The following is a 23,625-nucleotide window of genomic DNA, read 5'->3' as shown; positions in this document are numbered from 1 at the left end:
TTTAAAAAAACAATAGCAATCATGATAACTAGGGTAGGAATGTTAGATAGATCGGGTCATTCCCAAGTGGATCTGTAGGAGGGGCGGTTGCCTTGATTCGATACAATAATTTTCATATTTTTAGCCGGGAAGCGTTTTTTAGCGGTAATTAAAAAATAGTTGCGTATGATGTGTAAAGATTATTAGTTAAGAGTCAAATGTAATGATCTTTAATGTAGATAAATTCTTTTAGTTGAACAAGATTGCTTGAAAAAGGTGCGGAGATTACAAGAAAGCAAACAAATGTCCTTTGAAGATTGCCTGATTGACAATTTCAAAGAGAAGTTGATGGACCTTTCTCAGACCGTCGCTGAAACAGGCAAACCAGTAATACTTTACACTACACTTCTTGATGAGGTAAGTGATTATGGGGAACAAGAACTTGCAATAGTAAATGAGGATTTCGTCGTGATCCAAGTTATTACTTTTGGAGGCTATGTTCCTATCGCAATTCAGCATCAGAGAGTCTTCACATTCGATGAATTCTCTACTTGGATCTTTAAGAGAAGTAATAATCTCTTTGTCCAATGTTTTGGTACACTCGATGATTCATTGATATCAATCCGCTAGTACTATTTTGGAAATTAGATTAATCGATTTATTGCCATCCTTGTATTTGATGCTCCCCTCATTTCAACGGTATTAACTATGAAATCCTAAGGCTCAGAAAAAGCGCAATTTATTTTTAAATAACATGATAGAGATTAGTATCTAGAAACATGATAGAGGTTTATGAGGAGAATCGACCCTGGGGGAAATTTGAAAAATTTGTCGAAAATGAAAAATGCACTGTCAAATTATTACATTTGAATCCACATTCTCAAACCAGTTTACAGTATCACCATAAAAGAGAAGAATGGTGGAAGGTTCTAAAGGGCTCTATTTCTGTGGAACTCGATGATAATAAAAGTATACTAGAGGAAAACGACATAATTTTCATTAGTAAGGGTTCAAAGCACAGGGTTAAGAATTTGCAATTCCCATCTACCATTTTGGAAATCTCAATGGGCGAATTTGAAGAATCTGACATAGTTCGACTAGAGGATGCCTATAACAGAAAATAAGGCGGCCACAATAAATAGTCACTAACTTTTCATCCCATTAGTTTGACCCACCTGGTTTCTTTATCAAACAATAGTTTATTATTATGATAGGTCAGGGACTCTGCTAGATCTTCAAATTGGTTGTTAATTGGCTGATTAATTCAGAATCAAGGATCAGATTATTTTTGTCCATTTTTGTTGTTTTTGCGATTCCCAGACCTGTTCCATAACAGTGTAAATATGATTTCAAAACGTTATTAAAAATAAGATAGCGAAATACAAATAAACCCCTGAATGATTTTTATCTTCTATGAGCGCAAGTAAAAAACCACATATGAATTTGGTGGTTACAGGACATGTCGATAATGGTAAATCAACTACTGTTGGTCATTTAATGGTCGATTTAGGTGTTATAGATCAAAGAACTATTGATTCTTTTGCAAAGGAGTCTGAAGCAACGGGGAAGGGTGACACCTTCAAATATGCTTGGGTTTTGGACAGCATAAAAGATGAGCGAGAAAGGGGCATCACGATTGATTTGGCATTTCAAAAGTTTGAAACTCCAAAATTCTTCTATACCTTAATAGATGCACCTGGGCACAGAGATTTTATCAAGAACATGATTACTGGAGCTTCTGAAGCTGATGCATCAATTCTAGTAGTTTCAGTAAAGCCCGGAGAAACAGAAGCAGCCACTGAACCAGGTGGTCAAGCAAGAGAGCATGCCTTTCTGTCAAGAACCCTCGGTGTAGGGCAAATAGTAGTTGCCTTAAACAAAATGGATGATGTTAACTATGGAGAAGCTCGATATAATGAAGTTAAGGAAATTGTTGAGAAAATGTTAAAAATGGTAGGATATAATACATCAAAAGTAAGTTTTATTCCAGTTTCTGCCTGGAAAGGTGATAACCTTGTAAAAAAATCTGAGAATATGCCCTGGTACAAGGGATCTACACTAGCAGAGGCACTGGATTCTTTTACTCCTCCTGAAAAACCTATCAATAAACCATTGCGTATTCCAGTTCAAGATGTATATACCATAACTGGTGTAGGTACGGTACCTGTCGGACGGGTAGAAACGGGCAAAATGAAAACAAACGAGAAGGTTATTGTTATGCCCTCAGGTGTCCCCGGTGAGATAAAGTCAATTGAAACTCATCATACCCAAATGGATTATGCCGAAGCTGGAGATAACATTGGATTTAATCTGCGAGGTGTGGACAAAAAGGCCATACATAGGGGGGATATAATAGGAAATATCGATAGCCCACCTAGTGTTGCTAAAGAGTTTGAAGCACAAATTATTGTAATTCATCATCCTACAGCTATGGCACCAGGGTACACTCCGGTATTGCATGCCCATACAGCTCAAGTTGCAGCTACTATATCAGAATTTGTAGCCAAGATTGATCCTAAAACTGGTGGAATTGTCGAAGAAAAACCAAAATTTTTGAAAACAGGTGATGCTGCAATAGTGAAAATCAGGCCAGTAAGACCATTGGCAATAGAGACCTTTAAGGAATTCCCTGAAATAGGGCGATTTGCGCTAAGAGATATGGGAACAACCATTGCAGCAGGAATCGTGAAAAACATTACTGAAAAACACGATCCAAATAAGAAATAAGTGACGATAGATGCCTCAAGAAGCCAGAATTAAACTCACAAGCACAAACTTATTGACATTGGAAAATGTATGCACCGAAATTAAGGATATTGGAGAAAAAAACGGAATACGTCTAAAGGGACCTCATCCACTACCTACGAAAAAGATGCGAGTCGTTACACGCAAGTCCCCATGCGGACAAGGAACTAATACTTGGGATAAGTATGAGTTGAGAGTTCATAGACGTGTGATTGACCTAGGGGCAGATGATAGATCTATCAGGCAGTTAATGCGTCTAAAGATCCCAGAGGATGTGTATATTGAGGTATCTTTAACTCAGTAATCTTTTTATCTTATTTTCTTTTTTTTAACCATAATTCAGTAGCCATTACAAGCTCCTTTAAGACCTCATCAATTTGCCCTGGATCAGATTTCATCTTTGCACCTGCTGCATATTCGTGACCTCCTCCCTCAATGAGTTCATTTGCTATCTTGTTGCATTCGATTAAGGGATTATTTCTTCGAATACTGACTTTGGCTTCTTTATTAAAGAAGAAAGCCACATCTGCTATAGTTTTTTGGAATATTTCTTCTGAGAACAAACTTGTTTGGATAAAGGGTGAAACTGGGACTACTGCCATTTTAAGGCCACCAGATAATTCTTGAATCCTAACCATTTTTAGGGAGTTTGATTTTGCATCGTTCCGAAGGGTGACGTAAACATTATAGTCTGCCTGCATGTCAGTATCCCACAATACCCCATCAGAAACTCGCTTGGATAGTAAAGTAAGTTTTGGATAGAAATTTGGAAGTGTCCTGTAATATACTATCAATTCGGGTAAGGGAGGTATCTCTTGATCTTTTAAGAGATAGTCTGAGGTATGTGCAATGCTTGCTAATTGACTCGCTCTGCTATTCCCATATAAAAGGTGTTCGTATATCAATTCCGAAGCGCATTTGTTCCCGCCTTTGTCAAGGACCAGTTGAAGGGCTTTATTCTTGTCAAATAAGTTCAAAGCGCTCTCTGACCAAGGATGGTGATCGATCCAAAGTACGGACCACGAGTTTGATATAAGGAAACTAAATGTGTCCGATATAGAGGAAATCGAATCATCATTTAGGCCCAAATCAGTGAAAATGACTAGACCATTTCCATGAGTTGAGACAACTTCCCTGTAAATTAAATCTGAAATACGCAAAAAGTTCTCCCTTCCATATGAAGAAAAAACTAGTTTAGACTGAGGGTATCTCATGAGTGCTATTGATGCAGAAAATATACCGTCTACATCAGATTCATGAGTAACTATTATCGAGTTCAATCTGTTGCCAGTGAGCGTACTATTCAAAAGTATCTAAGAAGAGAACAAAAAATCTCCTATCTCAAATCCCATAATGTCTCTTCCGTTCTATAGAATTCAGGATCTATTCTAAACCCTTTCGAAACCTCAAATGGGGTTTCAACAAGCTTTAGGTGGTAATCCTTTTTCATCCGCTTAAATTGCTTCTCAAGCCATAACAAGAACTGTTGTTCTAAAATGTTTCCCTCTTCTTTAAGCATTTTTGGATGTACCTGAGATAATGTAGTTATAAATTCCATTTCAAAATATAAATTAAAGAAATCCCAACCCATGGTCTTTCCAACCGAAGAGCATTCAAACTTCGATTGATAATGGCAGCCCCACTCTAGTTGTCCTACTAATTCTAAAATTGAATCTCTTTCTTTTCTGAAATTGAGACATGATCCTGAAATTAAAACCATTGGTGGTTTTTCAGCATCTTTTTTATGCATACTTTTACAAAACGTATTTACTATTTAAAATTTAAACGCTTTCAAAAAACTTTGATCTAGTTTAAGATTAAGAGGTGGTTATATACCTTATCATTTGAAAGTTGATACACTCATATTGGTTAATTTTTGACTTTATTTGGGAGAAATTGGAAGTACCTATTTCTGAATATGTGACCTACTTTAATTATGAAGGAGAAAATGCCGATTTCTTAGTAAGGGAAATAAAGAAGGGGGTTTTTAAAGTCTTGATTCGTGAATATAATGACAATCATGAATCTGAATTTATTGAAAAAGAATTTTTTGTAAAGAAAGATACTTTAGATGCACTTTTTGAAGAGTACAATGTAATGAAAAAACCTACTGGTACAGAAAAAATCTTAGAACCTACACATGAGATAGAACTGTAAAAATTATAGGTTTTCCAAATTCTTACCAATAATTGTAAAATATCTAATTGTGAACTAATATGTTGTCATTTACAGCCCGAAGCTTTGCGATTTGTATCTCTTTTGTTGAATTCGATCTTTCAAACACACATAATCATGTTCGTTAGACGAGGATGTCTATATGACCTACCATATAATTAATATAACCTAGATTTTTATAAAAAGTCACGAATGCGACGGTCGTCCAGTTTGGTCTAGGACATCAGATTGCCAATCTGGTAACCCGGGTTCAAATCCCGGCCGTCGCATTGATTACTATTGGACCCTAAGGCCTCCTAAATCTTTTAGTACTTTATAGAATTATTAGTCGATGATAACAATATACTGATAAATATGCTACCTAGACTTGATTATATCAAACAGGCCAGACTGAAATTAGGAGTGACCCAGAAGAAATTAGCTATATTATGCGGGATAAGTACTTCTATGGTAAATCAAATCGAGTCAGGAAGATGTAAGCCAAGTTACGATACTGCCAAGAGAATATTTGAAATATTGCTCTCGATGGAGAGCGATGCATCTATAAAAGCTGGCGATATATGCAATAGAGATCTCATAACTATTCAAAGTGAAGAATCATTGAGTATAGCAATTCTAAAAATGCGTGATCACAGTATCAGTCAAATGCCAGTCTTCAATGGAACTAGATTGGTTGGCATATTAACTGAGGATGATCTAGCCAAAATAATGATAGAAAATAATGATAAAGACATACACTTGGTAAAAATTGGCTCAGTCATGGAGCCACCACCACCTCTTGTAGATGAATCTACACCTGCAAAAGCACTAGTTTCATTAGTACGATTTGCTAAATGTGTATTAGTTAGTGAGCAGGGTAATGTGATCGGTATAATCACATTAACTGATACACTAAAGATTGTAGAACTAACTTGATCGTATTCTACAACTTTTCTAGACCAACACAACAATCAGCACACTTTAGACAATCGCTGCAAATACTTACATGTGATTCCTTGGAAAGGGCGATCGCACAAAGAGCACATCTCTTATCGCTCAATAAGTTCACATAGTGATATTACCTTATTAACCTTATTTTCAAATTTTCAAATATACCAAAAATTAATTAAATTAATTATTCTACTCTCTTTTGAGTCAAGGTGGATATCATTAATATTATAACATCTCTTGTTTCCTCTTATGGATATCTCGGAATATTCATAGCTGCATTTGCTGAAACTATGTTTCCACCTATCCCAAGTGAGCTAATATTTCCTCTTGCAGGATTCGTAGGGTTCCAATCTAATTTTACTTATGTGGAGACATTCTTTATGGCTGCTGCGGGGGCTGTAGGTGCTACAATCGGGGCTATAGTCATTTATTTTATTTCTTTCAAAATAGGAAGAATTGCTATTATCAAGATTGGAAAGTATGTTTTCGTAAGTGAGAAAAAGATAGAATCTGCAGAAAAATGGTTTGAAAAATATGGCATTTATGCTGTATTCCTAGGGCGGATGGCTCCAGGGGTTAGAGAATTAATTAGTGTCCCAGCCGGGATAGCTCGAATGCCTTTTGCAAAATTCGTAATTTTTACGTTTCTTGGATCTCTCGTATGGAGCTTAATATTGGTTTTTTCAGGTTACTTTCTGGGAAATTCATGGGATAGCTTGTCAGAAGCACTTTCAAAGTATTTTCCAATCATCTCTGTTGTTACGTTGCTCTCAATAGGTATAGTAATTACATGTTATGTGCTTATCAGCAAAAGGAAGAAAGGTATAAAAAACTAAGATTAGGTCTTACCCTCTTTTCCTCTCAATGATCCTTTGAATCTTATCGTCTAGTCAAATCATGATTCTATTAATCAAGTTGGGTTGATAATCTTCAAAAGAGCTGGAGATTTTCATGAGATCACTTTTTGGACATCGGATTTACTGAAAAATCAGTGGTCGAAAAATGTATTAATATTACGATACAGAACTTGTCATATGGATAAGAAAATATTTGCAGATGTGAGTGAAAAGGAGATTACTCGTTCCATTGCTTCTATGTTTTTTGAAACTATTCAAGAATACAGCGATTCTGATGTTATAATCTTGGGAGCAGGACCAGCAGGGTTATCAGCTGGGAGAGAAATCGCAAAAAGCGGAGCTAGAACCCTGATAATTGAACAAAATAATTATCTTGGGGGTGGCTATTGGGTAGGTGGGTACATGATGAATCCAGTCACAGTGAGAGCGCCAGCCCAAAAAGTTTGGGACGAATTAGGAGTTCCCTATAGGAAAATCAATGAAAATTTGTATGCCGCTTGGGGTCCTGATGCCTGCTCTAAATTAATATCGGCAACCTGTGATTCTGGAGTAAGATTTTTGCAGTTGACCAAATTTGATGATCTTGTTTTGAAAAACAAAAAGGTATGTGGGGTGGTCATAAACTGGATGCCAGTATCTGCACTGCCTAGAAATATTACTTGTGTTGATCCAGTCGCCTTTGAGAGTAAGATAGTAATCGACGCTACAGGTCACGATTCTGTGGCAGTAAAACGATTAATGCAAAGAGGTCTGGTTGATTGGAAAGGTATGAATCCAATGTGGGTAGAAGGTGGTGAAGACGGAGTTGTTCATTCAACAGGAGAAGTCTACCCAGGATTAATCGCTGCTGGTATGTCTGTGACTGAAACTTTTGGACTACCGCGAATGGGCCCCACTTTTGGATCAATGCTATTGTCAGGTCGAAAAGCAGGCGAATTAGCAGTAGCCAAATTGAAAAACGTAACGGATTCTCCGAGAATCAAAGTCAAAATCAAGTAAGCAAATCCTGGGCTTGCTTTATTATTTTGATTCTAATTTTTGGTCCTGTGATTATTTTTATATAAAAAAACTAAAATTATATCAATTTTATACTTAGATGGATATATTGACAGCTAAGATAATAGATGGATTAGCGGTATCTAATCACGTCAAAGAAAATCTAAGAAATGAAATATCTGGACTAGCAACCAAAGGTGTGATACCTTGTCTGGCTACAATTATTGTTGGATCCGATCCGCCTTCATTGGTTTATATTAACAACAAACAAAAAGCTGCCAATTCGATAGGGATACGGACTCTTGATTATCGATTAGATGGTGAAATCTCACAGAAAGAATTGATCACATTAATTGAAAAACTTAACCTAGACTCTACTGTTCATGGCATATTAATACAATTACCATTACCAGATCATCTGGATCAATATCAGATAATCAACAAAGTGGATCCTAAGAAAGATGTTGATGGTTTAACATATATCAATTCTGGTTTGTTACTTAATAATAAAACAAATCTAATACCATGTACCCCTCTCGGGATAATGGAATTATTCAGGTTTTATGGTATTCAATTGGATGGGGCACATTCATTGATTATTAACCGAAGTAATTTGGTAGGAAAGCCTTTGGCATCATTGTTATTAAGGAAAAATTCTACTGTTACTATTTCTCACTCTCACACCAAGAATCTCAAACATTTCTCCCAAAACGCAGACATAATAATTACCGCTGTAGGAAATAGGGATTCGTTTGTATTAACTCCTGACATGGTCAAATACGGCTCAACAATAATTGATGTCGGAACAAATAGAGTGAATGGTAAACTTTGCGGGGATGTGGATTTTGAAAAGGTAAAGGAAAAGGCCGGCTTCATCACTCCCGTGCCTGGTGGGGTTGGCCCCATGACCATATGCATGCTTTTGCGGAACACAGTCGAGGCTTCCAAGGCATACGCAAAGTAAAAAAATGGTACATTCAAAAGAAATCTTGCGAAAGAAATATCTCCTGATACGAAAAAACTTGCCTTATTATGATTGCTACATAAAAAGTATGTCTGCTCAACAAAGGTTCCTTGGTTCAAAGTACTTTTCAGAAAGTAAAGTTATTGGCCTGTATTATCCTATTTTAAATGAAGTCCAAACCTTTCAAATAATGTCTCAAGCCGTTTTGAATTTAAAGACAGTATGTCTACCTACAATTGTAGATGAGCAGATTAGTTTTTTCAAATACGATCCAACTAAGAGCCTTAAGGTTGGCAAATATGGCATAATGGAACCTGAGACATCTAGCGAAAATATGAATCACCTTCTCGATATCGTCATAACGCCAGGTGTCGTGTTTGACGTAACGGGTAACAGGATTGGATATGGAAAGGGCTATTATGACAAGTTTTTTAATTCAATTGGTTTTCAAAACATGACTTTAGTGGGCCTTGGATATGATTTCCAATTAATTTTGGAAAAAATTATTTGTAATGATCAAGATGTTAAAATGAATACACTTATTTCAGAGAAAAGAATGATAAATGTGAATTAATTCATCTATCAGAGTTCAAGCCTTTTCTGCCAATATCGGTTCTATAATGCTGTTGATTATCACCCCATGATATTTCTCGCACTATTTGATAGGATTTATTCATTGCTTCATCAATTGACTTGCCCAGTGATGTTATACCCAATACTCGTCCTCCTGAAGTAACAAGTTCATTATCTTGGTTTAGTTTTGTCCCGGAATGAAATATCATAATTTCATTCTCAGGTTGCTTACCCAAACCTCTTATTGTGTATCCGGTTTCGTACTTGTCAGGATATCCCTTAGATGTCATTATGACACATGTAGAAAACTTGTCCTTCCACATAATAGGCTGCATGGAATCCAATGATTTATTTTCTGCTGCCTTTATGTACTCAAACAAGTCAGATTGCATTCTCATCATTAGCGGTTGACACTCAGGGTCTCCCATCCTCGCATTGAATTCCAAAACAAATGGTTTGCCGGTCTGTTTTTCAATCATTATTCCAGCATAAAGAAAGCCCTGAAATGGATTACCCTCAGCTTGCATTCCGTTGACAGCAGGCTTAAAGACTTTATCTGAAATATAATCCAAATCACTTTCACTTATTTCAGAAACAGGTGAATAACTGCCCATACCTCCTGTATTAGGGCCCAGATCGTCGTCAAAAACTCTCTTATGATCTCTGCAGGTATCCATAATCATGAAAGTTTCTCCGTCACAAATGGCCATAAGGGAAACCTCTTCTCCTGTTATCTTCTTCTCCACGATGATTTTTTCGGATGCAGGGCCAAAAATTTTCTTATTCAGCAACTGGTCAATCGCATCTATGGCTTCTGTTTTATTGTTGCTTACAAAAACTCCTTTTCCTGCTGCTAGTCCATCAGCTTTTATTACCGCATTAAAGTTAATTCTCTCAACATAATCTATAGCTTTTTCGGCGTCAGTAAATACTTTGAACTCGCTAGTTGGAATAGAATGACGATTCATGAACTGCTTTGAAAATTCTTTACTGGTTTCTAGTCGAGCTGCGCTTTTTGTTGGACCAAAAATGGGTAAATCGTAAAAATTAAACGTATCGACTATTCCTAATGATAATGGTACCTCTGGACCAACAACAGTAAATAATTCCTTTTCTTTAGCATATTGTACTAGTTTGTCTATTTCAGTAGGTAATATCTGAATATTTTGATGAGTCCCACCATTCCCGTTTGCATATACTACTTTTTTCACATTATTATTTTGAGAAATCTTCCAACCCAGAGCATGTTCTCTACCCCCCGAACCTACGATTAGTATATTCTCGTAATCATGCATGATCGATAGAATTCTTATCTAATATATATTTGAAATTAAGATATTATTCCTTACGAGTTAGAAATAATGGCAAGGATCATGCTTTTAACCACCTGATTATAATTTTTGTCTTCATAAAGAGAGATTGTATAATTTGAATTTTGGATATACTTATGGGCATCAGACAGATGATAACATTTTTTTCTGTTGTAGTTATAATAGAAACCTTTACAGGAGCAAAATGTTAGGCCATGGTCAACATAGTAACTTGAATTATTTTTTCTACTTTGTATTTCCCACATGAAATTTCCAGAAGGTAAAAACAAATGTTTTGTAAGAATTATCCTTCCTGTTGGTAATGATTCATCTGAACAATCGTCATTGTCTATGAAATCAGTATCCACAACTCATCAAATATTATCGCGGATTATAATCTTATACTAAAATCAAATTCATTATGGAGAATATATTATTAGCTTAATTTGTATATTAAAGAAAAAAATTTAATCCAATCAAAAAAATATCCAACAGCGTTTGGTTATGTAATTTGAGAGCCTGGAATCGTGTCTTCAACTACCGTTAATAGAATGGGTTTCCCATTTTCGTTTGAAGCAGCCAGAATCATCCCATCTGAAACTTGATCTCCAAACTTCCTAGGTTCAAGATTGGTGCATACTATGACATTCTTGTTTACCATCTCTTCCGGTTGGTAGTGCTTGGCCAGCCCCGACATAATCTCTCTTTCCTCTCCGCCCAAATCGACGATTAATCTTAATATCTTCTTATATCCGGGCATATTTTCTGCACTTAAAATTTTACCAACCTTAAGCTCAACTTTGCTGAATTCATCAAATGATATTTTATTCCTGATTTCGCTCATGTTGTATCGACGAAGCAAAAAAATGTATTGGATACTATTTGATTCCAAAAAGTTCCTTGAATGGGTTAATTAAAGGATCCAAGAAGGAAGGTGGAGCAGTTTGATTTTCAGAATTTGGACCTGAATTAGATTGGACCTCATTGACATTAGAACCACTATTTTGTTGATTTACATCCGAGGTTGCTGGACTGATGGTCTCATTTGTTGCAGTGCTCTGATTTACATCCGAGGTTGCTGGACTGATGGTCTCATTTGTTGCAGTGCTCTGATTTACATCCGAGGTTGCTGGACTGATGGTCTCATTTGTTGCAGTGCTCTGATTTACATCCGAGGTTGCTGGACTGATGGTCTCATTTCCTGCTGTTGTATCAATGGTCTCATTTCCTGCTGTTGTATCAATGGTCTCATTTCCTGCTGTTGTATCAATGGTCTCATTTCCTGCTGTTGTATCAATGGTCTCATTTCCTGCTGTTGTATCAATGGTCTCATTTCCTGCTGTTGTATCAATGGTCTCATTTCCTGCTGTTGTATCAATGGTCTCATTTCCTGCTGTTGTATCAATGGTCTCATTTCCTGCTGTTGTATCAATGGTCTCATTTCCTGCTGTTGTATCAATGGTCTCATTTCCTGCTGTTGTATCAATGGTCTCATTTCCTGCTGTTGTATCAATGGTCTCATTAACTGGGGCAACTTGAGACATATTGCTGTCGTCAATAGACATAGTTGCATTATCGGGAGGAATTGTAGTTGCAATCTCACTTTGATTAGATGAACCACTGTCAGCAGTGATAGTGCCATTATCGTCTTGAATAGTCATTGAAATGTTTTCAGTGGTGCTTTCAAGTGGGATTTGAGCGTCCGGTGTAATTACGGTCGCATTTTCAGGGACTACCAACTGACTATCCAATGTCGCATTTGATGATATCTGTTGAGTGTCATTAGCAGCTAACAAATCTTGATTAAGGGAGTCTTGAGAAACTTCCTCTGCCAAGTTACCTGGTAAATCTGGGGTCATTATCAAAGAAATATTTGAGGTAACATCTGGCAAAAGTTCTGTTGAATCGGGAGCTGTTTGAGCTTCAGACTCTGCTGTTGTTTGAGCTTCAGACTCTGCTGTTGTTTGAGCTTCAGACTCTGCTGTTGTTTGAGCTTCAGTCTCAGGCGTAACTGTGGCAGCAGTTGAAGAATCATTGTTACTCGTACTCAATTCAACAGGATTGGAACAATACTGCACAAAATCGCAAACTAATACTGATTCTGTTTGGGCGAATGAAATTGCTACACTGTAACTTTGAGAAAGTAAGAATGTGGAAATTACAAGGAATAATAAACTAAAGGTATGTTTATCAATCTTAATTTTTCTAAGCATTATCTAAGCTTATAAAAAGTTTTACTTAAAAATGTTTACTAATTTCCTGATAGTATTGTGTTATATTTATATGTCAAAATGAAAGTTGAATCATTGGTGGAAATCTCCGTAATTATTAACATATTCTTGGCCGTAATCATAATTGGCTCGTTTGGAATATGGGTTTATCTTTTTTTTGTATTAAGGAGGTCATTTGAATTATCTCCAAAAATTTATTCTAACGATAACTTAGCCTTAGAGGGAGAATTGATCAGTGTGATTGTTCCAGCTAGAAACGAAGAAAAATATATCCAAAAATGCATTCAAAGTCTTCTCGATCAAAACATAAAGAATTATGAGTTGTTACTTGTGGATGATAATTCAACCGATTCTACGTTCGACTTGATGGAGAATTTTAGAAATGACCCTAGAGTTAGAATATTCAAAGCAGGTGAAAAGCCGTCAGGTTGGGTCGGTAAAAACTGGCCCTGTTACATCGGATATCAAAACTCAAAAGGAAAATATCTGATGTTTACCGACGCTGATACGATTCATTCAAATAGAAGTGTTCGGGATTCATTGGGAACACTGATCAAGGAAAAGTTGGATGTTATTACTGCAGTTCCAAACTTAAAATACCCAAATTTTATTGTAAAAATGGTATTACCTGTGTTATCAGTTTTTATGTTTTCTAGATACTCTCCTATGAGAGTTAATGATCCTAATGTCAGTATTGGATATCTGTTTGGGAGTTTTTTCGTGATTACCCGAGAATGCTACGAAAGTGTTGGGACTCATGCTATTGTCAAATCAGAAATAGTTGAGGATGGAGCTTTGGGTAAAAAATTGAAGGAAGAAGGATATAAATTAAAAATGTTCCGCGGTGAAGACTTATTGGAAGCCTACTGGGCACGAGATTTTAACACCCTTTGGAATTCTTTGAAAAGATTAATTATTCCTTTATACTTTACGGATCGGTTGAACTCAATCCTCATGACCATTGGGATATTTTTCTTAATGTCTTTTCCATTCCTGGTTCTCATATATTGTTTGGTTGCCTACTATGTCCATCTTGCAGAACAAGATCTGTCCTATAGTATTTTGGCGTCGTTTACAATCCTAAACATAATGAGTATTTATTGGACAAATTTTTATCAATTAAAAAAAGCCAATACGCATAATGCGGTTTACTTTTTAGGCACTCCAGTCGGTTGTTTTGTAGTATCCCTTTCATTTGTTTGGTCTATATTGATCTCAGATAAACATGCAAAGATAAAATGGAGAGATAGAGAATATAACTATAGCAAGGGGATTAGCTGCTAAAGAATCATTTACAAAAATTTATAAATGATTTTAATTTTTGGTTTGAGAGGGACAAAAAAATTCCGACTTTATTAAACAGAGTAATAGATTATAAGGCAAAACTAATTCTAGATGATGGTTCTATTTTTGAAGGCAAAGGATTTGGCTTTCCAACAAGTGTGTCAGGAGAAATAGTATTCAATACTGGTATGGTCGGGTATACAGAGACACTTACCGATCCATCATATAGGGGTCAAATATTATGTTTTACCTATCCTTCTATTGGTAATTACGGAGTTCCATCTCAGCAGGAATTAGACGATTTTGGCTTGCCTAAATTTTTTGAATCTGAGAGAATTCAAACAAGAGGTTTGATAGTTAATAATTTATCAAATGTCTCAAGTCACTGGTGTTGTGAGAAGACTCTAGATCAATGGCTATTTGAAGAGAAAATTCCAGGAGTTTGTGATGTTGATACCAGAGAATTGACAAAAAAGATTAGATCTAATGGTGTCATGAATGCTAGGATTGTAATGGATAAGTCTGAAAACCAGGACGATGAAAGTTTTGATTATGATTCTTATAATTTTATGCCCGAGGTTTCAATTAGTAAGCCTACCTATTACGGAAAAGAGTTATCTCCAAAAATTGTTCTAATTGATACCGGTACTAAATATAGCATTATAAGAAACCTTTTAAGACTTGGATTCCAGGTAGTGAGGCTGCCTTGGGACTCCTCAATAGATCAGGTAATGGCTCATAACCCGGCCGGTGTGGTTTTGAGCAACGGTCCTGGGGATCCGATAGTTTGTAAAGAAACTATAGAGACTGCTTCTAAGCTAATCGAAAGATCCATTCCTACTTTAGGCATTTGTTTAGGCAATCAAATTCTCGCTTTGGCAGGGGGTGCGAAAACACATAAGCTAAAATTTGGACATAGAGGTCAAAATAAAAGCTGTCGGGACCTATTTTCTGAGCATACGCTAATAACAAGTCAGAACCATGGATATGGAATCGAGTCAGAGAGCCTAGACAAGACTGATTTTGAGATATGGTTCAAGAATATTGATGATCAGACAGTTGAAGGCTTAAAACACTTGGAAAAGCCAATTATAGCAGTACAGTTTCATCCCGAAGCCTCACCTGGTCCTGACGACTGTTTGTATGTCTTTGATAAGTTTAAAGATCTAGTAAAGGCACATAAAATCGTGACACCATAGAAAAGATATAAATTTAATTCTTAATGTTCATAGTTTTAGTCAAAATGTCACTTGTGATGAAAATTAATGCCTCGAAACCCGAATATAAATAAGGTCCTGGTACTAGGTAGCGGAGCAATAAAAATCGGAGAAGCAGGCGAAAGCTAGATCAAATATCTGGCCGCCATTTCGACTACTCTGGTTCTCAATGCTTAAAGGCCTTGAAAGAAGAAGGCACATCTAGTGTCCTTATTAATCCAAACATTGCAACCATTCAAACAGATAGTAAATTTGCAGACAAAGTCTATTTGTTGCCAATAAATAGGAACTATGTTGAGCGGGTTATTGAAATAGAAAGACCTGATTCTATTATGCTAAGTTATGGTGGACAAACTGCATTAAACTGCGGAGTAGACCTATATGAAAATGAAGTTCTTAAGAAATATGGTATAAGCGTTCTAAATACGTCTGTTGAGGGTATAAAGTTAACAGAAGATAGACAGGAATTTAAAGATGCAATGGTGAAAAGCAACGTTCCCGTTCTAGAAAGTGCTACTGCCTATTCATATGAGGAAGCCCTGAGAGTCTCAAAGGAAATTGGTTTCCCTGTGATAATAAGGGTTGCATATACTCTAGGTGGACGCGGAGGTGGTGTAGCATACAATGAATATGATTTGCAGGAAATAGTTCAACGAGGTTTGTCATTGAGTATGGTTCATCAGGTTCTGATTGAAAGATATGTTGGTGAATGGAAGCAGATCGAATATGAAGTAATGAGGGATTCTGTCGGAAACAACGTGATTATATGCAATATGGAAAATGTCTTGGGGATGAAAGTTCACACTGGGGATAATATTGTTGTTGCCCCATCACAAACACTGAATAATCACGAATATCATATGCTGCGAGATGCCGCACTAAGAGCTACAACGTATTGTAAAATCAATGGCGAATGTAATATCCAATTTGGATTGAATCCATTATCTGATGAATATTGCGCTATTGAAATTAACGCACGACTATCACGATCCTCGGCCCTAGCTAGCAAAGCCACAGGTTATCCCTTGGCATATATGGCAGCAAAAATAGGTTTAGGATATACGTTACCTGAGCTTGTAAACACGATCACAAAAGTGACTTCAGCATGTTTCGAACCTGCGTTGGACTATATGGTAGTTAAAATGCCCCGCTGGGATTTCAGGAAATTTGAGTTAGTAAAAAGAAAATTGGGAAGTGCTATGAAGTCTGTTGGTGAAGTAATGGCTATTGGGAAAAATTTCGAAGAAGTTATACAGAAAGCCATTAGGATGTGCGAAATCGGCAAGGACGGGTTAGTGGCAAATGAGGGGGATGAAAATGAATATAATTCCATAAATCGACAAATTGAAAACTCGAAAGCTAATCATGATACTTCCATTATAGAAAAAATAGAATACTCATTAATTCATCCAGACGATGAAATAATTTTCAACGTTGTAAAAGCAATAAAGGTTGGATTCAGTATTGATAGAATAAACAAACTCTCATCTATTGATCCTTGGTTTCTGATTAAAATTAAGAATGTTATTGACAAAGAGAATGAATTGAAAAATTCAAAATTTGACTTGCATCTAATTGAAGAATCTAAAAAACTTGGATTTTCTGATAAACAAGTTGGCCGATGTATGAATCTACAAGAAGATCAAGTTAGGGAGGTTAGAAAAAAATTCGGGATAACTCCGGTGGTAAAGCAAATTGATACATTGGCCGCTGAATGGCCCGCAAAAACAAATTATTTATACGTTACATACAACGGCAAGTCAGATGACTTGTCATTTGGTGATGTTAAAAAAGACAGATCCATAATTGTCCTTGGAGCTGGCCCATACAGGATTGGAAGTAGCGTTGAATTTGACTGGGCAACTGTTAACATGGTATTTGGCCTAAGAAAGAATGGGGTAAATAATATATCTATCATAAATTGCAATCCGGAAACGGTTTCCACAGATTATGACGTTCCAGATAGATTATACTTTGAAGAGTTGACTTTGGAAAGGGTTTTGGATATTTATGAAAAAGAGAATCCTAAAGGTTTAGTAGCTTGCGTTGGCGGACAAAGTGCAAACAATTTAGTTTCTAAACTGAGCAAACATGATGTCCAAATCCTAGGGACGTCCAGCAAAGACGTAGATAATGCAGAGGATCGTTCTAAATTTAGTCATTTACTGGATGTGTTAGGAATAAAACAGCCACCTTGGAAAATGTTTACCAATTTGGCAGAATCTAAAAGGTTTGCGAATATAGAAGGCTATCCTGTTTTAGTAAGACCATCATATGTTTTAAGTGGTGCGGCCATGAAGGTTATTTGGAGTGAAACTCAACTCGAGCAGTTCATTTTGGAAGCTTCTAGTGTAAGTCCTGATTATCCAATAGTAATAAGTAAATTTTTGGAAGAAGCATCTGAAGTCGAAGTTGATGCAATTGGGGGCACAAATGAAATTGTAATTGGTTCCATTATTGAGCACATTGATAACGCAGGAATCCACTCCGGAGATGCTATGATGTGCATTCCACCGTGGCGACTCAATCGGGAAACTATGGAAACCATAATTGAAAACACAGTTAAGATAGGTAAAGCATTGAACGTAAAAGGTCCACTAAACATCCAGTATCTGGTAAAGGATAATGAAGTTTATGTGATTGAAGCTAATGTCAGGGCATCTCGTTCAATGCCTTTTGTATCAAAGTTCTATGACTTGAATCTAATTGAATTGGCTGCAAGATCCATTCTCGGTTTTGATTTTCAAACAATCGATAATGAGCATTGGCTCAAGAAATCTGGCTTTGGAATCAAGGTACCGCAATTTTCTTTTATGCAATTGGAGGGAGCTGATATTGTATTGGGAGTTGAGATGCAGTCAACGGGTGAAGTTGCTTGTTTTGGGAATTCTTTCTATGATGCACTATCCAAATCATATTTGGCTGCAGGATACTCGTTACCCACTGCAGGAGCGGCATTAATTACAATAGGAGGAACCAGAAATAAGGAAAAACTACTTCCAATCGTTTCCCTAATATCTGCACTAGGTTTCAAAATATTGGCAACTGAACATACTGCAGAATACTTTAAGAAATCTGGACTCGAAAATGTGGAATTAGTCTATAAAATTAGCGAGCCCGAAAGAAATCCTAACATACTATCGCTACTTACAGAAAGGAAAATAAATTTTATTGTAAATATACCTTCTACATCCACAATTGAAAAATATGTTGGAATGCTTTATGATGAATATCAAATACGACGCAAAGCAGTAGAAATGGGAGTACCGGTTCTCACCACTGTGGAAAGTACAGTTTCATTCGTGAAAACTCTGGAGTGGACTAAGCACAATGAGCCGACAGTAAGACCAATGGATAGTTACTAATAAGGTGTGTTTTCTAATTAATATTGCTAGTAAAGTAGCTCTGCTAAATCCACTTCCGAACCAATGATCGATCCATCCATGGTAAATAAAAAAGCTTTTTCTACAGACCAGTTTAACCTATTTATCATGTTATCAAGCAAAGGTAATTTAGATTTTCCGCTTGTCCCAGATGTGTTCCTATTTCTCTTACCATAGTAGTCTAGAATGTTGTTGAAATGTGGCATGATAATGATTTCTAGCTTTCTAGTATTTTGTTTCTGGTTTTTTTCCAACAAATCTTTTTTGGTTAAATTGATTTTTACCCAAATTTTGTTACCCTGCAATATACTTCCTTCTTTTTGAATTATCGGATGCAAATGCCCTACGATAATCTTTTCTACATTCATTCCAATTCGAGGGAGAGTGTGACCATGTGTTAAAAGAATGTTGTCAAATTCAATACCCTTTGAACGCATTAGATTGACATTTTCTGGTAATAATTGCTTAATGTTGCCATCATGGTTGCCTGGAATGAGATAGACATTGAATAATTTGTTTAATGATTCCAAAAAATAAGGAACGTTATCCCATTCGGTTCTAGTTATGATTCTTATGGATGATTTTAAATCGCCAAGGATGATTAATTCATTGACACCAGTTTCCCAATGAATGTTGGTCAATAGCTTTATGGATTCATCTATATTTTGTCTTGGATCAATTAGTATACCATTTCTTCTTATTTTGTCTTCCAGACCAATATGAATATCTGAAATTACTAGAAAATTCTTGTAACCTGAGGTCTCTATCATTAAGATGGGGTGGGGATAAAGTGGAAAACACCTGCTTTTATTAAAATTTATATCTTCAATCATGGGTCTTAATTGGTTAATATCCAAAACCTGAAAAATGCAAGTTTCACTTATATGTATGTATGATGTACTATATAATGATATTTTTTTGACCCAAAATAGTTTTCCCATGAAGCAATGGCATTTGGAACATGTTGAAAAAACTATTAAAAAATTTATTACAGGATTGTCAGAGACTGCTAGTATATGGGAAAAACGCCAGCACAAAAGGTATGGAACTATAGCAAATTGCTGTAAGCAGGTAGATTATGATCTTAAACATGGAGTCACAATAGATGAGGTTATTCAAGTTTTGCAAAAAATCAAAAATGACGAGACATTTGCTCCGGTGATGCAAAGTGAAAATGCGATTCTAAGATTTAATGAGATAGAGAAATATGTGCTCTCATTAAAGAATCCTCGAGCAGAATAAACTGTTTTTTTACTATTCCCGTATTACGTTGTCGCGTTTCGTTTCAAAAAACAAATTCACGAATTATTTGAATACAATGTGTAATTGTAGATATTGAATCCCTGTGAGCGATCTGTTACTGGAATTGTAAAGGAAGCTGTCGACAATGGGGGTATATTGTATGGTTCTGACTGGGCTTTCCATATACCAATTAGATCATTATTTTTATCATACAAGGCTGCAATTACGGTTGTACTTGTGGAAATATTATTCATATTGTTGGTAATTCTGCCACTTATATAGTAAAATCCAGTTGCATCTAATTTGGAACTCGTAGAGTGTATTTCAAGAGCTTTTTTGGTGATTTTTGTCCCATTGTAAGTAAAGTCAACTGTATAATTTTTTACCTGATTGTTGTGATTCTTATCATATATGAGAACATCAAACGGAGTTTCTTCCGATGGACCTAACGGATGCACCGCAACTTGATTGCTATAATTACCTAATATGGTATCATTGTTATCCGAGATAATCACATGCACAAAAATGTTATCCAACGTCATATTCATATTATTTTGAGCTATGCCAATTATGTGATGGAATTTGTTTTGATCTTCAGTCAATTGGGTTTGTACTGCTTCTAAGGCAAACAATGATTCATTAGTTGCTAGAGCAAACGACATATTACATATCACCAAAACAGAAAGGAAAAGGCAAGATTTGGTTCCTAAGAAATTACTTGAGATGCGAAATACAAACTCACGTTTCATTAGTTTTATTTGCAAGAAATGATTAGATTAACCTTTGGTGGAATCTTAAAATAATATATATTTAGCCCTAAATAAATAAAAGAAATCCTTGATAATATCAGAAGGCTCTTTAGTCTTATTTTTTTTTAACAGTGATAAGAAATGGCTCATACGGATTGAAAATGAAAAGAAATTGCATACTCATCTGGGGATTATCGATGCGGGTTCAACGATTGGTTTAGAATATGGTTCACATATTCTGACGAATAAAGATAAAAAAATTTTCCTTTTGCCTCCAAACACATATGATTTCGTAATGAAATCTCAGAGAACCACCCAAATAGTATACCCAAAGGACTATGGATATATTGCGGCAAGAACGGGACTGAGAAATGGTTCTAAAGTCTTAGAAATAGGCACGGGAAGTGCTGCCCTTTCTACCTTTCTTGCAAGTATTGTCATGCCGGAGGGTCACGTTTATACGTTTGATGTTAATGAGGATTTTATGTCCATAGCAAAGAAGAATCTAGAAAAATCTAGCATGGATCCATACGTAACTCAGGGGATATATGACCCTGAGAAAATTGGTCAAATCCGAGATGTTGATTTGGTCGTTATCGACCTTGGTGATCCCTGGAATTATTTGGACATTATTTATCCGTCTATGAAGAGCGGAGCTTCGGTAGTTTGTATATGTCCTACAATGAATCAATTGGAAAACTTGGCAACTCATTTCTTTCATGGTGGTTTTATCGATTCCGATTGTGTAGAAACATTCATCCGTAAAATAGAGGCCAGAGAAGGGAAAACGCGTCCATCAATGAGAATGATCGGGCATACGACGTACCTAGGTTTTGCAAGAAAAGTTTTGAAATAGGTGACCTTTTTTAGAGGGGTGAATTTCTATTTTCTAGTCGACATCAAAATCTAGTTAATCTCGTATAATTCTAAAGACATTCTACTTTAGAACGAGGTCAAAGAATTTTTAGATATTTACTGCACGGCATTGAGAATGTCTCCTGGAGTTCAAGAGAATTATGTTAGGTTTGGTTTCTAACGTCTTTATTAATTAGTAACAAATTGTATGTCTAATGTTTACTGTAATCATTTAACTCTTTATATTGCCAGTTATTTGAATAGTTTTCGATAACGGGTTACTAATATTAGAGTCATAAGCTGTAGCAGGCTTCCTAAGAGAATGAACTAAGATTTGTCAGATCCTGAAGTATCTTTTTAGAGTGATGATTACATTCTATACCATCGAGTTCTTTTTTGGCGAGGCGGGAGTAATTGAGATATGTATTCTCCATTATTTCGATAAATATGTTATCCTCGTCATTTTGTTTGACAAGTATATTAAACAATCTTTCTTCATTGTTATAATCAACCAAATCATCATGGATCTGGTAAGCAATACCCAGAAGGCGTCCGAAATTAGCAAGAGCATTGATTTGATCTTCGTTCCCATTTGCCAAAATTGCACCGATTTTAGCAGAAGCCTCAAACAATGATGCAGTTTTATTTTCGATAACGGTGATGTATTCCTCTTGAGATATTTTATGGTTCTTTACGAGTCGTAACTCAAGCATCTCACCTTCGCTCATTTTAATTGATGCTGTAGATAACTCATGGGTAACGCGATTATTATTGGTTTTAGCACTAATATTTAATATGATGCCCAAAATGAAATCTGCTGTGAGAATACTTGCGTTATATCCATATTTTACATGGAACGAAGGTAAGCCTCTCCGAATGTTATCTGAATCAATTATGTCATCATGTATAACTGATTCTGTATGAAGTAATTCAATTGCCGAAGAAACGGCAAAAATGTTTTCCCTCGACTTTGAGTTTAGGGAGCTTATATTGTCATTGTTAATAGTTTCGGCTGCTAGAGTCAAGATCAGTGGTCTTATTCGTTTACCACCATGACAAGCATACTTAAGCGGAAGATAAAATTCTGACCAAGAATATGACTCTATCTCTCTTGATAAGGACTCATTAATCTTATTAATATATTCATTAAACCTTTCAACAAATGGATTTAACTGAAAGTCTCTTTCATTCAATAATAATTCCTAGCCTACATAAGTAATTTGCTCTGAACTTATTAATGCTTGTTTTCAATATAATTACGTTATTCGTAGGATCTTAAAAGAATTTGTAGTGCTTCTTTCATTAATTTTGAAATATTCGCTTTAGATAAATAGTTCAAAAAACATATACTACTGTGTTTTTTTAACACTTAACGTCTATGTGATATCAAATACTTCTTTTCAAATTAAAGGATACAACATCTAGGAGAAAAGCTGTTTACTTTGGTTAATAATAATTAGCAGCTTGAATCTTTTAATGAAATGTCTTTTATTTTTTAAGCCAATGTTACAATCCGATAGTCGATATTATTACACAATCAATACAAAGGGCTAGATGTCATAGAAGACGAATAATTTCGATAGTAGTATATATTACATTCTGCTTTTGAGGACTTAATTTCTTATATGAGTGGTTTCATTTCTTAAAAAAGCCCAAATAAATAATAATACATCGTCATACTATCTGCGACAAGTATTTTCCAATGCTACTAATAGATCCTCTTAGAGATTGATTAACACAAACGATCTAATTTTCTTGTCACTCCTAAAATTGTTCCAGCATATTTGAAGTTATCAGATTAGAAGATGGAAGAATGGGAAACATGACATTGTGTTTTTATGTTGTTTGTTAAGCCACTGCTATGATTAACGCTGTATTGAATTAGCATAGTAGTAATCCCAATATGATAGGAAGGTTTTATTTTCATCGACTCTTCACTTGGCGTAAGAGTTTGAAATTGAATTTACTTTTGTAGTAACGCCGAAATTTGATACCTATGCACTTTATCTCAATATTTTTAACATACCTGCTCTCTGAGTGTAACAATCTAATAGTTTGTTTCTTGTAGATAGGTGCAGAATTTGCAGATGGTTCTGCAATTATCTTATATCCAATTTAAACATAGAAAAAAAATT

Annotated in this window: 23 protein-coding genes and 1 tRNA gene; 16 read left to right on the top strand and 8 right to left on the bottom strand. The window is 35.8% G+C overall.

Going from position 1 to position 23,625, the window contains the following annotated elements:
• Window positions 1-282 precede the first annotated feature (282 nt).
• From NMY3_RS12975 to rpsJ, 4 genes are all read left to right on the top strand, one after another.
• Window positions 283-609 (top strand): hypothetical protein, encoded by a 327-nt coding sequence (locus NMY3_RS12975; RefSeq protein WP_196816262.1) that lies wholly within the window; start codon window positions 283-285, stop codon window positions 607-609.
• 149 nt (window positions 610-758) lie between these two features.
• Complete coding sequence (locus tag NMY3_RS12970; RefSeq protein WP_231100070.1) at window positions 759-1,103, top strand: phosphomannose isomerase type II C-terminal cupin domain; 345 nt, start codon at window positions 759-761, stop codon at window positions 1,101-1,103.
• A 289-nt stretch (window positions 1,104-1,392) separates the two neighbouring features.
• On the top strand, window positions 1,393-2,706 hold the full coding sequence (tuf, locus tag NMY3_RS12965; RefSeq protein ID WP_196816261.1) for a translation elongation factor EF-1 subunit alpha: 1,314 nt from the start codon (window positions 1,393-1,395) through the stop codon (window positions 2,704-2,706).
• Window positions 2,707-2,716: 10 nt separating this feature from the next.
• A complete protein-coding gene (rpsJ, locus tag NMY3_RS12960) occupies window positions 2,717-3,028 on the top strand; it encodes a 30S ribosomal protein S10 (protein WP_148686504.1) in 312 nt (103 codons plus the stop codon).
• Window positions 3,029-3,038: 10 nt separating this feature from the next.
• Here rpsJ and NMY3_RS12955 read toward each other — a convergent pair whose 3' ends face one another.
• Together NMY3_RS12955 and NMY3_RS12950 are read right to left on the bottom strand one after the other, a co-directional pair.
• Window positions 3,039-4,004 (bottom strand): DHH family phosphoesterase, encoded by a 966-nt coding sequence (locus tag NMY3_RS12955; protein WP_196816260.1) that lies wholly within the window; start codon window positions 4,002-4,004, stop codon window positions 3,039-3,041.
• A 56-nt stretch (window positions 4,005-4,060) separates the two neighbouring features.
• Window positions 4,061-4,474, bottom strand: a complete 414-nt coding sequence (locus tag NMY3_RS12950) for a hypothetical protein (RefSeq protein ID WP_196816259.1) — start codon at window positions 4,472-4,474, stop codon at window positions 4,061-4,063.
• 170 nt (window positions 4,475-4,644) lie between these two features.
• On the opposite strand from NMY3_RS12950, the gene NMY3_RS12945 reads away from it, so the two are divergent.
• The 7 genes from NMY3_RS12945 to NMY3_RS12915 all read left to right on the top strand — a co-directional run bounded on the left by NMY3_RS12945 (window position 4,645) and on the right by NMY3_RS12915 (window position 9,220).
• Window positions 4,645-4,881 (top strand): hypothetical protein, encoded by a 237-nt coding sequence (locus tag NMY3_RS12945; protein WP_231100069.1) that lies wholly within the window; start codon window positions 4,645-4,647, stop codon window positions 4,879-4,881.
• A 212-nt stretch (window positions 4,882-5,093) separates the two neighbouring features.
• Window positions 5,094-5,168 (top strand) — tRNA-Gly (locus NMY3_RS12940).
• An 85-nt stretch (window positions 5,169-5,253) separates the two neighbouring features.
• Window positions 5,254-5,814, top strand: a complete 561-nt coding sequence (locus tag NMY3_RS12935) for a CBS domain-containing protein (RefSeq protein ID WP_196816257.1) — start codon at window positions 5,254-5,256, stop codon at window positions 5,812-5,814.
• A gap of 224 nt (window positions 5,815-6,038) precedes the next feature.
• The gene (locus NMY3_RS12930; RefSeq protein WP_196816256.1) at window positions 6,039-6,665 is read left to right on the top strand and encodes a DedA family protein; all 627 of its coding nucleotides are present in this window, start codon (window positions 6,039-6,041) and stop codon (window positions 6,663-6,665) included.
• A gap of 198 nt (window positions 6,666-6,863) precedes the next feature.
• On the top strand, window positions 6,864-7,685 hold the full coding sequence (locus NMY3_RS12925) for a sulfide-dependent adenosine diphosphate thiazole synthase (protein ID WP_196816255.1): 822 nt from the start codon (window positions 6,864-6,866) through the stop codon (window positions 7,683-7,685).
• 106 nt (window positions 7,686-7,791) lie between these two features.
• Complete coding sequence (locus NMY3_RS12920) at window positions 7,792-8,646, top strand: bifunctional 5,10-methylenetetrahydrofolate dehydrogenase/5,10-methenyltetrahydrofolate cyclohydrolase (protein ID WP_196816254.1); 855 nt, start codon at window positions 7,792-7,794, stop codon at window positions 8,644-8,646.
• Between the two features lie 4 nt (window positions 8,647-8,650).
• On the top strand, window positions 8,651-9,220 hold the full coding sequence (locus NMY3_RS12915) for a 5-formyltetrahydrofolate cyclo-ligase (RefSeq protein ID WP_231100067.1): 570 nt from the start codon (window positions 8,651-8,653) through the stop codon (window positions 9,218-9,220).
• Between the two features lies 1 nt (window position 9,221).
• Here the strand turns inward: NMY3_RS12915 and purD are convergent, their stop codons facing one another.
• The 3 genes from purD to NMY3_RS16740 form a co-directional block, all read right to left on the bottom strand.
• Window positions 9,222-10,514 (bottom strand): phosphoribosylamine--glycine ligase, encoded by a 1,293-nt coding sequence (gene purD, locus NMY3_RS12910; protein ID WP_196816252.1) that lies wholly within the window; start codon window positions 10,512-10,514, stop codon window positions 9,222-9,224.
• Between the two features lie 517 nt (window positions 10,515-11,031).
• The gene (metG, locus tag NMY3_RS12905; protein WP_196816251.1) at window positions 11,032-11,373 is read right to left on the bottom strand and encodes a methionine--tRNA ligase subunit beta; all 342 of its coding nucleotides are present in this window, start codon (window positions 11,371-11,373) and stop codon (window positions 11,032-11,034) included.
• A gap of 34 nt (window positions 11,374-11,407) precedes the next feature.
• Complete coding sequence (locus NMY3_RS16740; protein ID WP_231100066.1) at window positions 11,408-12,742, bottom strand: calcium-binding protein; 1,335 nt, start codon at window positions 12,740-12,742, stop codon at window positions 11,408-11,410.
• A gap of 78 nt (window positions 12,743-12,820) precedes the next feature.
• Here NMY3_RS16740 and NMY3_RS12895 point away from each other — a divergent pair, with 78 nt between their 5' ends.
• From NMY3_RS12895 to carB, 3 genes are all read left to right on the top strand, one after another.
• The gene (locus NMY3_RS12895) at window positions 12,821-14,044 is read left to right on the top strand and encodes a glycosyltransferase (protein ID WP_196816250.1); all 1,224 of its coding nucleotides are present in this window, start codon (window positions 12,821-12,823) and stop codon (window positions 14,042-14,044) included.
• A gap of 83 nt (window positions 14,045-14,127) precedes the next feature.
• Window positions 14,128-15,243: a glutamine-hydrolyzing carbamoyl-phosphate synthase small subunit gene (gene carA / locus NMY3_RS12890; protein WP_231100420.1), complete on the top strand. Its 1,116-nt coding sequence runs from the start codon at window positions 14,128-14,130 to the stop codon at window positions 15,241-15,243.
• Between the two features lie 200 nt (window positions 15,244-15,443).
• The gene (carB, locus tag NMY3_RS12885) at window positions 15,444-18,626 is read left to right on the top strand and encodes a carbamoyl-phosphate synthase (glutamine-hydrolyzing) large subunit (RefSeq protein WP_231100065.1); all 3,183 of its coding nucleotides are present in this window, start codon (window positions 15,444-15,446) and stop codon (window positions 18,624-18,626) included.
• Between the two features lie 26 nt (window positions 18,627-18,652).
• Here the strand turns inward: carB and NMY3_RS12880 are convergent, their stop codons facing one another.
• Window positions 18,653-19,414: a metallophosphoesterase gene (locus tag NMY3_RS12880; RefSeq protein WP_196816249.1), complete on the bottom strand. Its 762-nt coding sequence runs from the start codon at window positions 19,412-19,414 to the stop codon at window positions 18,653-18,655.
• Between the two features lie 148 nt (window positions 19,415-19,562).
• Here NMY3_RS12880 and NMY3_RS12875 point away from each other — a divergent pair, with 148 nt between their 5' ends.
• Window positions 19,563-19,886 (top strand): hypothetical protein, encoded by a 324-nt coding sequence (locus NMY3_RS12875; RefSeq protein WP_196816248.1) that lies wholly within the window; start codon window positions 19,563-19,565, stop codon window positions 19,884-19,886.
• Between the two features lie 56 nt (window positions 19,887-19,942).
• Here the strand turns inward: NMY3_RS12875 and NMY3_RS12870 are convergent, their stop codons facing one another.
• Window positions 19,943-20,548, bottom strand: a complete 606-nt coding sequence (locus NMY3_RS12870; protein ID WP_196816247.1) for an FxLYD domain-containing protein — start codon at window positions 20,546-20,548, stop codon at window positions 19,943-19,945.
• 175 nt (window positions 20,549-20,723) lie between these two features.
• On the opposite strand from NMY3_RS12870, the gene NMY3_RS12865 reads away from it, so the two are divergent.
• Complete coding sequence (locus tag NMY3_RS12865) at window positions 20,724-21,491, top strand: tRNA (adenine-N1)-methyltransferase (protein WP_196816246.1); 768 nt, start codon at window positions 20,724-20,726, stop codon at window positions 21,489-21,491.
• 313 nt (window positions 21,492-21,804) lie between these two features.
• Here the strand turns inward: NMY3_RS12865 and NMY3_RS12860 are convergent, their stop codons facing one another.
• On the bottom strand, window positions 21,805-22,683 hold the full coding sequence (locus tag NMY3_RS12860; RefSeq protein ID WP_196816245.1) for a polyprenyl synthetase family protein: 879 nt from the start codon (window positions 22,681-22,683) through the stop codon (window positions 21,805-21,807).
• Between the last annotated feature and the right edge of the window lie 942 nt (window positions 22,684-23,625).

This window comes from Candidatus Nitrosocosmicus oleophilus (assembly GCF_000802205.1).
GTDB lineage: Archaea > Thermoproteota > Nitrososphaeria > Nitrososphaerales > Nitrososphaeraceae > Nitrosocosmicus > Nitrosocosmicus oleophilus.
This window is presented reverse-complemented; position numbering and strand designations above follow the sequence as displayed.

Coding starts and splice junctions, on each gene's coding strand:
- NMY3_RS12915 (WP_231100067.1), top strand. CDS start 8,651: ATGGTACATTCAAAAGAAATCTTGCGAAAGAAATATCTCCTGATACGA.
- NMY3_RS16740 (WP_231100066.1), bottom strand. CDS start 12,742: ATGCTTAGAAAAATTAAGATTGATAAACATACCTTTAGTTTATTATTC.
- purD (WP_196816252.1), bottom strand. CDS start 10,514: ATGCATGATTACGAGAATATACTAATCGTAGGTTCGGGGGGTAGAGAA.
- rpsJ (WP_148686504.1), top strand. CDS start 2,717: ATGCCTCAAGAAGCCAGAATTAAACTCACAAGCACAAACTTATTGACA.
- NMY3_RS12970 (WP_231100070.1), top strand. CDS start 759: ATGATAGAGGTTTATGAGGAGAATCGACCCTGGGGGAAATTTGAAAAA.
- tuf (WP_196816261.1), top strand. CDS start 1,393: ATGAGCGCAAGTAAAAAACCACATATGAATTTGGTGGTTACAGGACAT.
- NMY3_RS12950 (WP_196816259.1), bottom strand. CDS start 4,474: ATGCATAAAAAAGATGCTGAAAAACCACCAATGGTTTTAATTTCAGGA.
- NMY3_RS12925 (WP_196816255.1), top strand. CDS start 6,864: ATGGATAAGAAAATATTTGCAGATGTGAGTGAAAAGGAGATTACTCGT.
- NMY3_RS12975 (WP_196816262.1), top strand. CDS start 283: ATGTCCTTTGAAGATTGCCTGATTGACAATTTCAAAGAGAAGTTGATG.
- metG (WP_196816251.1), bottom strand. CDS start 11,373: ATGAGCGAAATCAGGAATAAAATATCATTTGATGAATTCAGCAAAGTT.
- NMY3_RS12895 (WP_196816250.1), top strand. CDS start 12,821: ATGAAAGTTGAATCATTGGTGGAAATCTCCGTAATTATTAACATATTC.
- NMY3_RS12880 (WP_196816249.1), bottom strand. CDS start 19,414: ATGATAGAGACCTCAGGTTACAAGAATTTTCTAGTAATTTCAGATATT.
- NMY3_RS12935 (WP_196816257.1), top strand. CDS start 5,254: ATGCTACCTAGACTTGATTATATCAAACAGGCCAGACTGAAATTAGGA.
- NMY3_RS12870 (WP_196816247.1), bottom strand. CDS start 20,548: ATGTCGTTTGCTCTAGCAACTAATGAATCATTGTTTGCCTTAGAAGCA.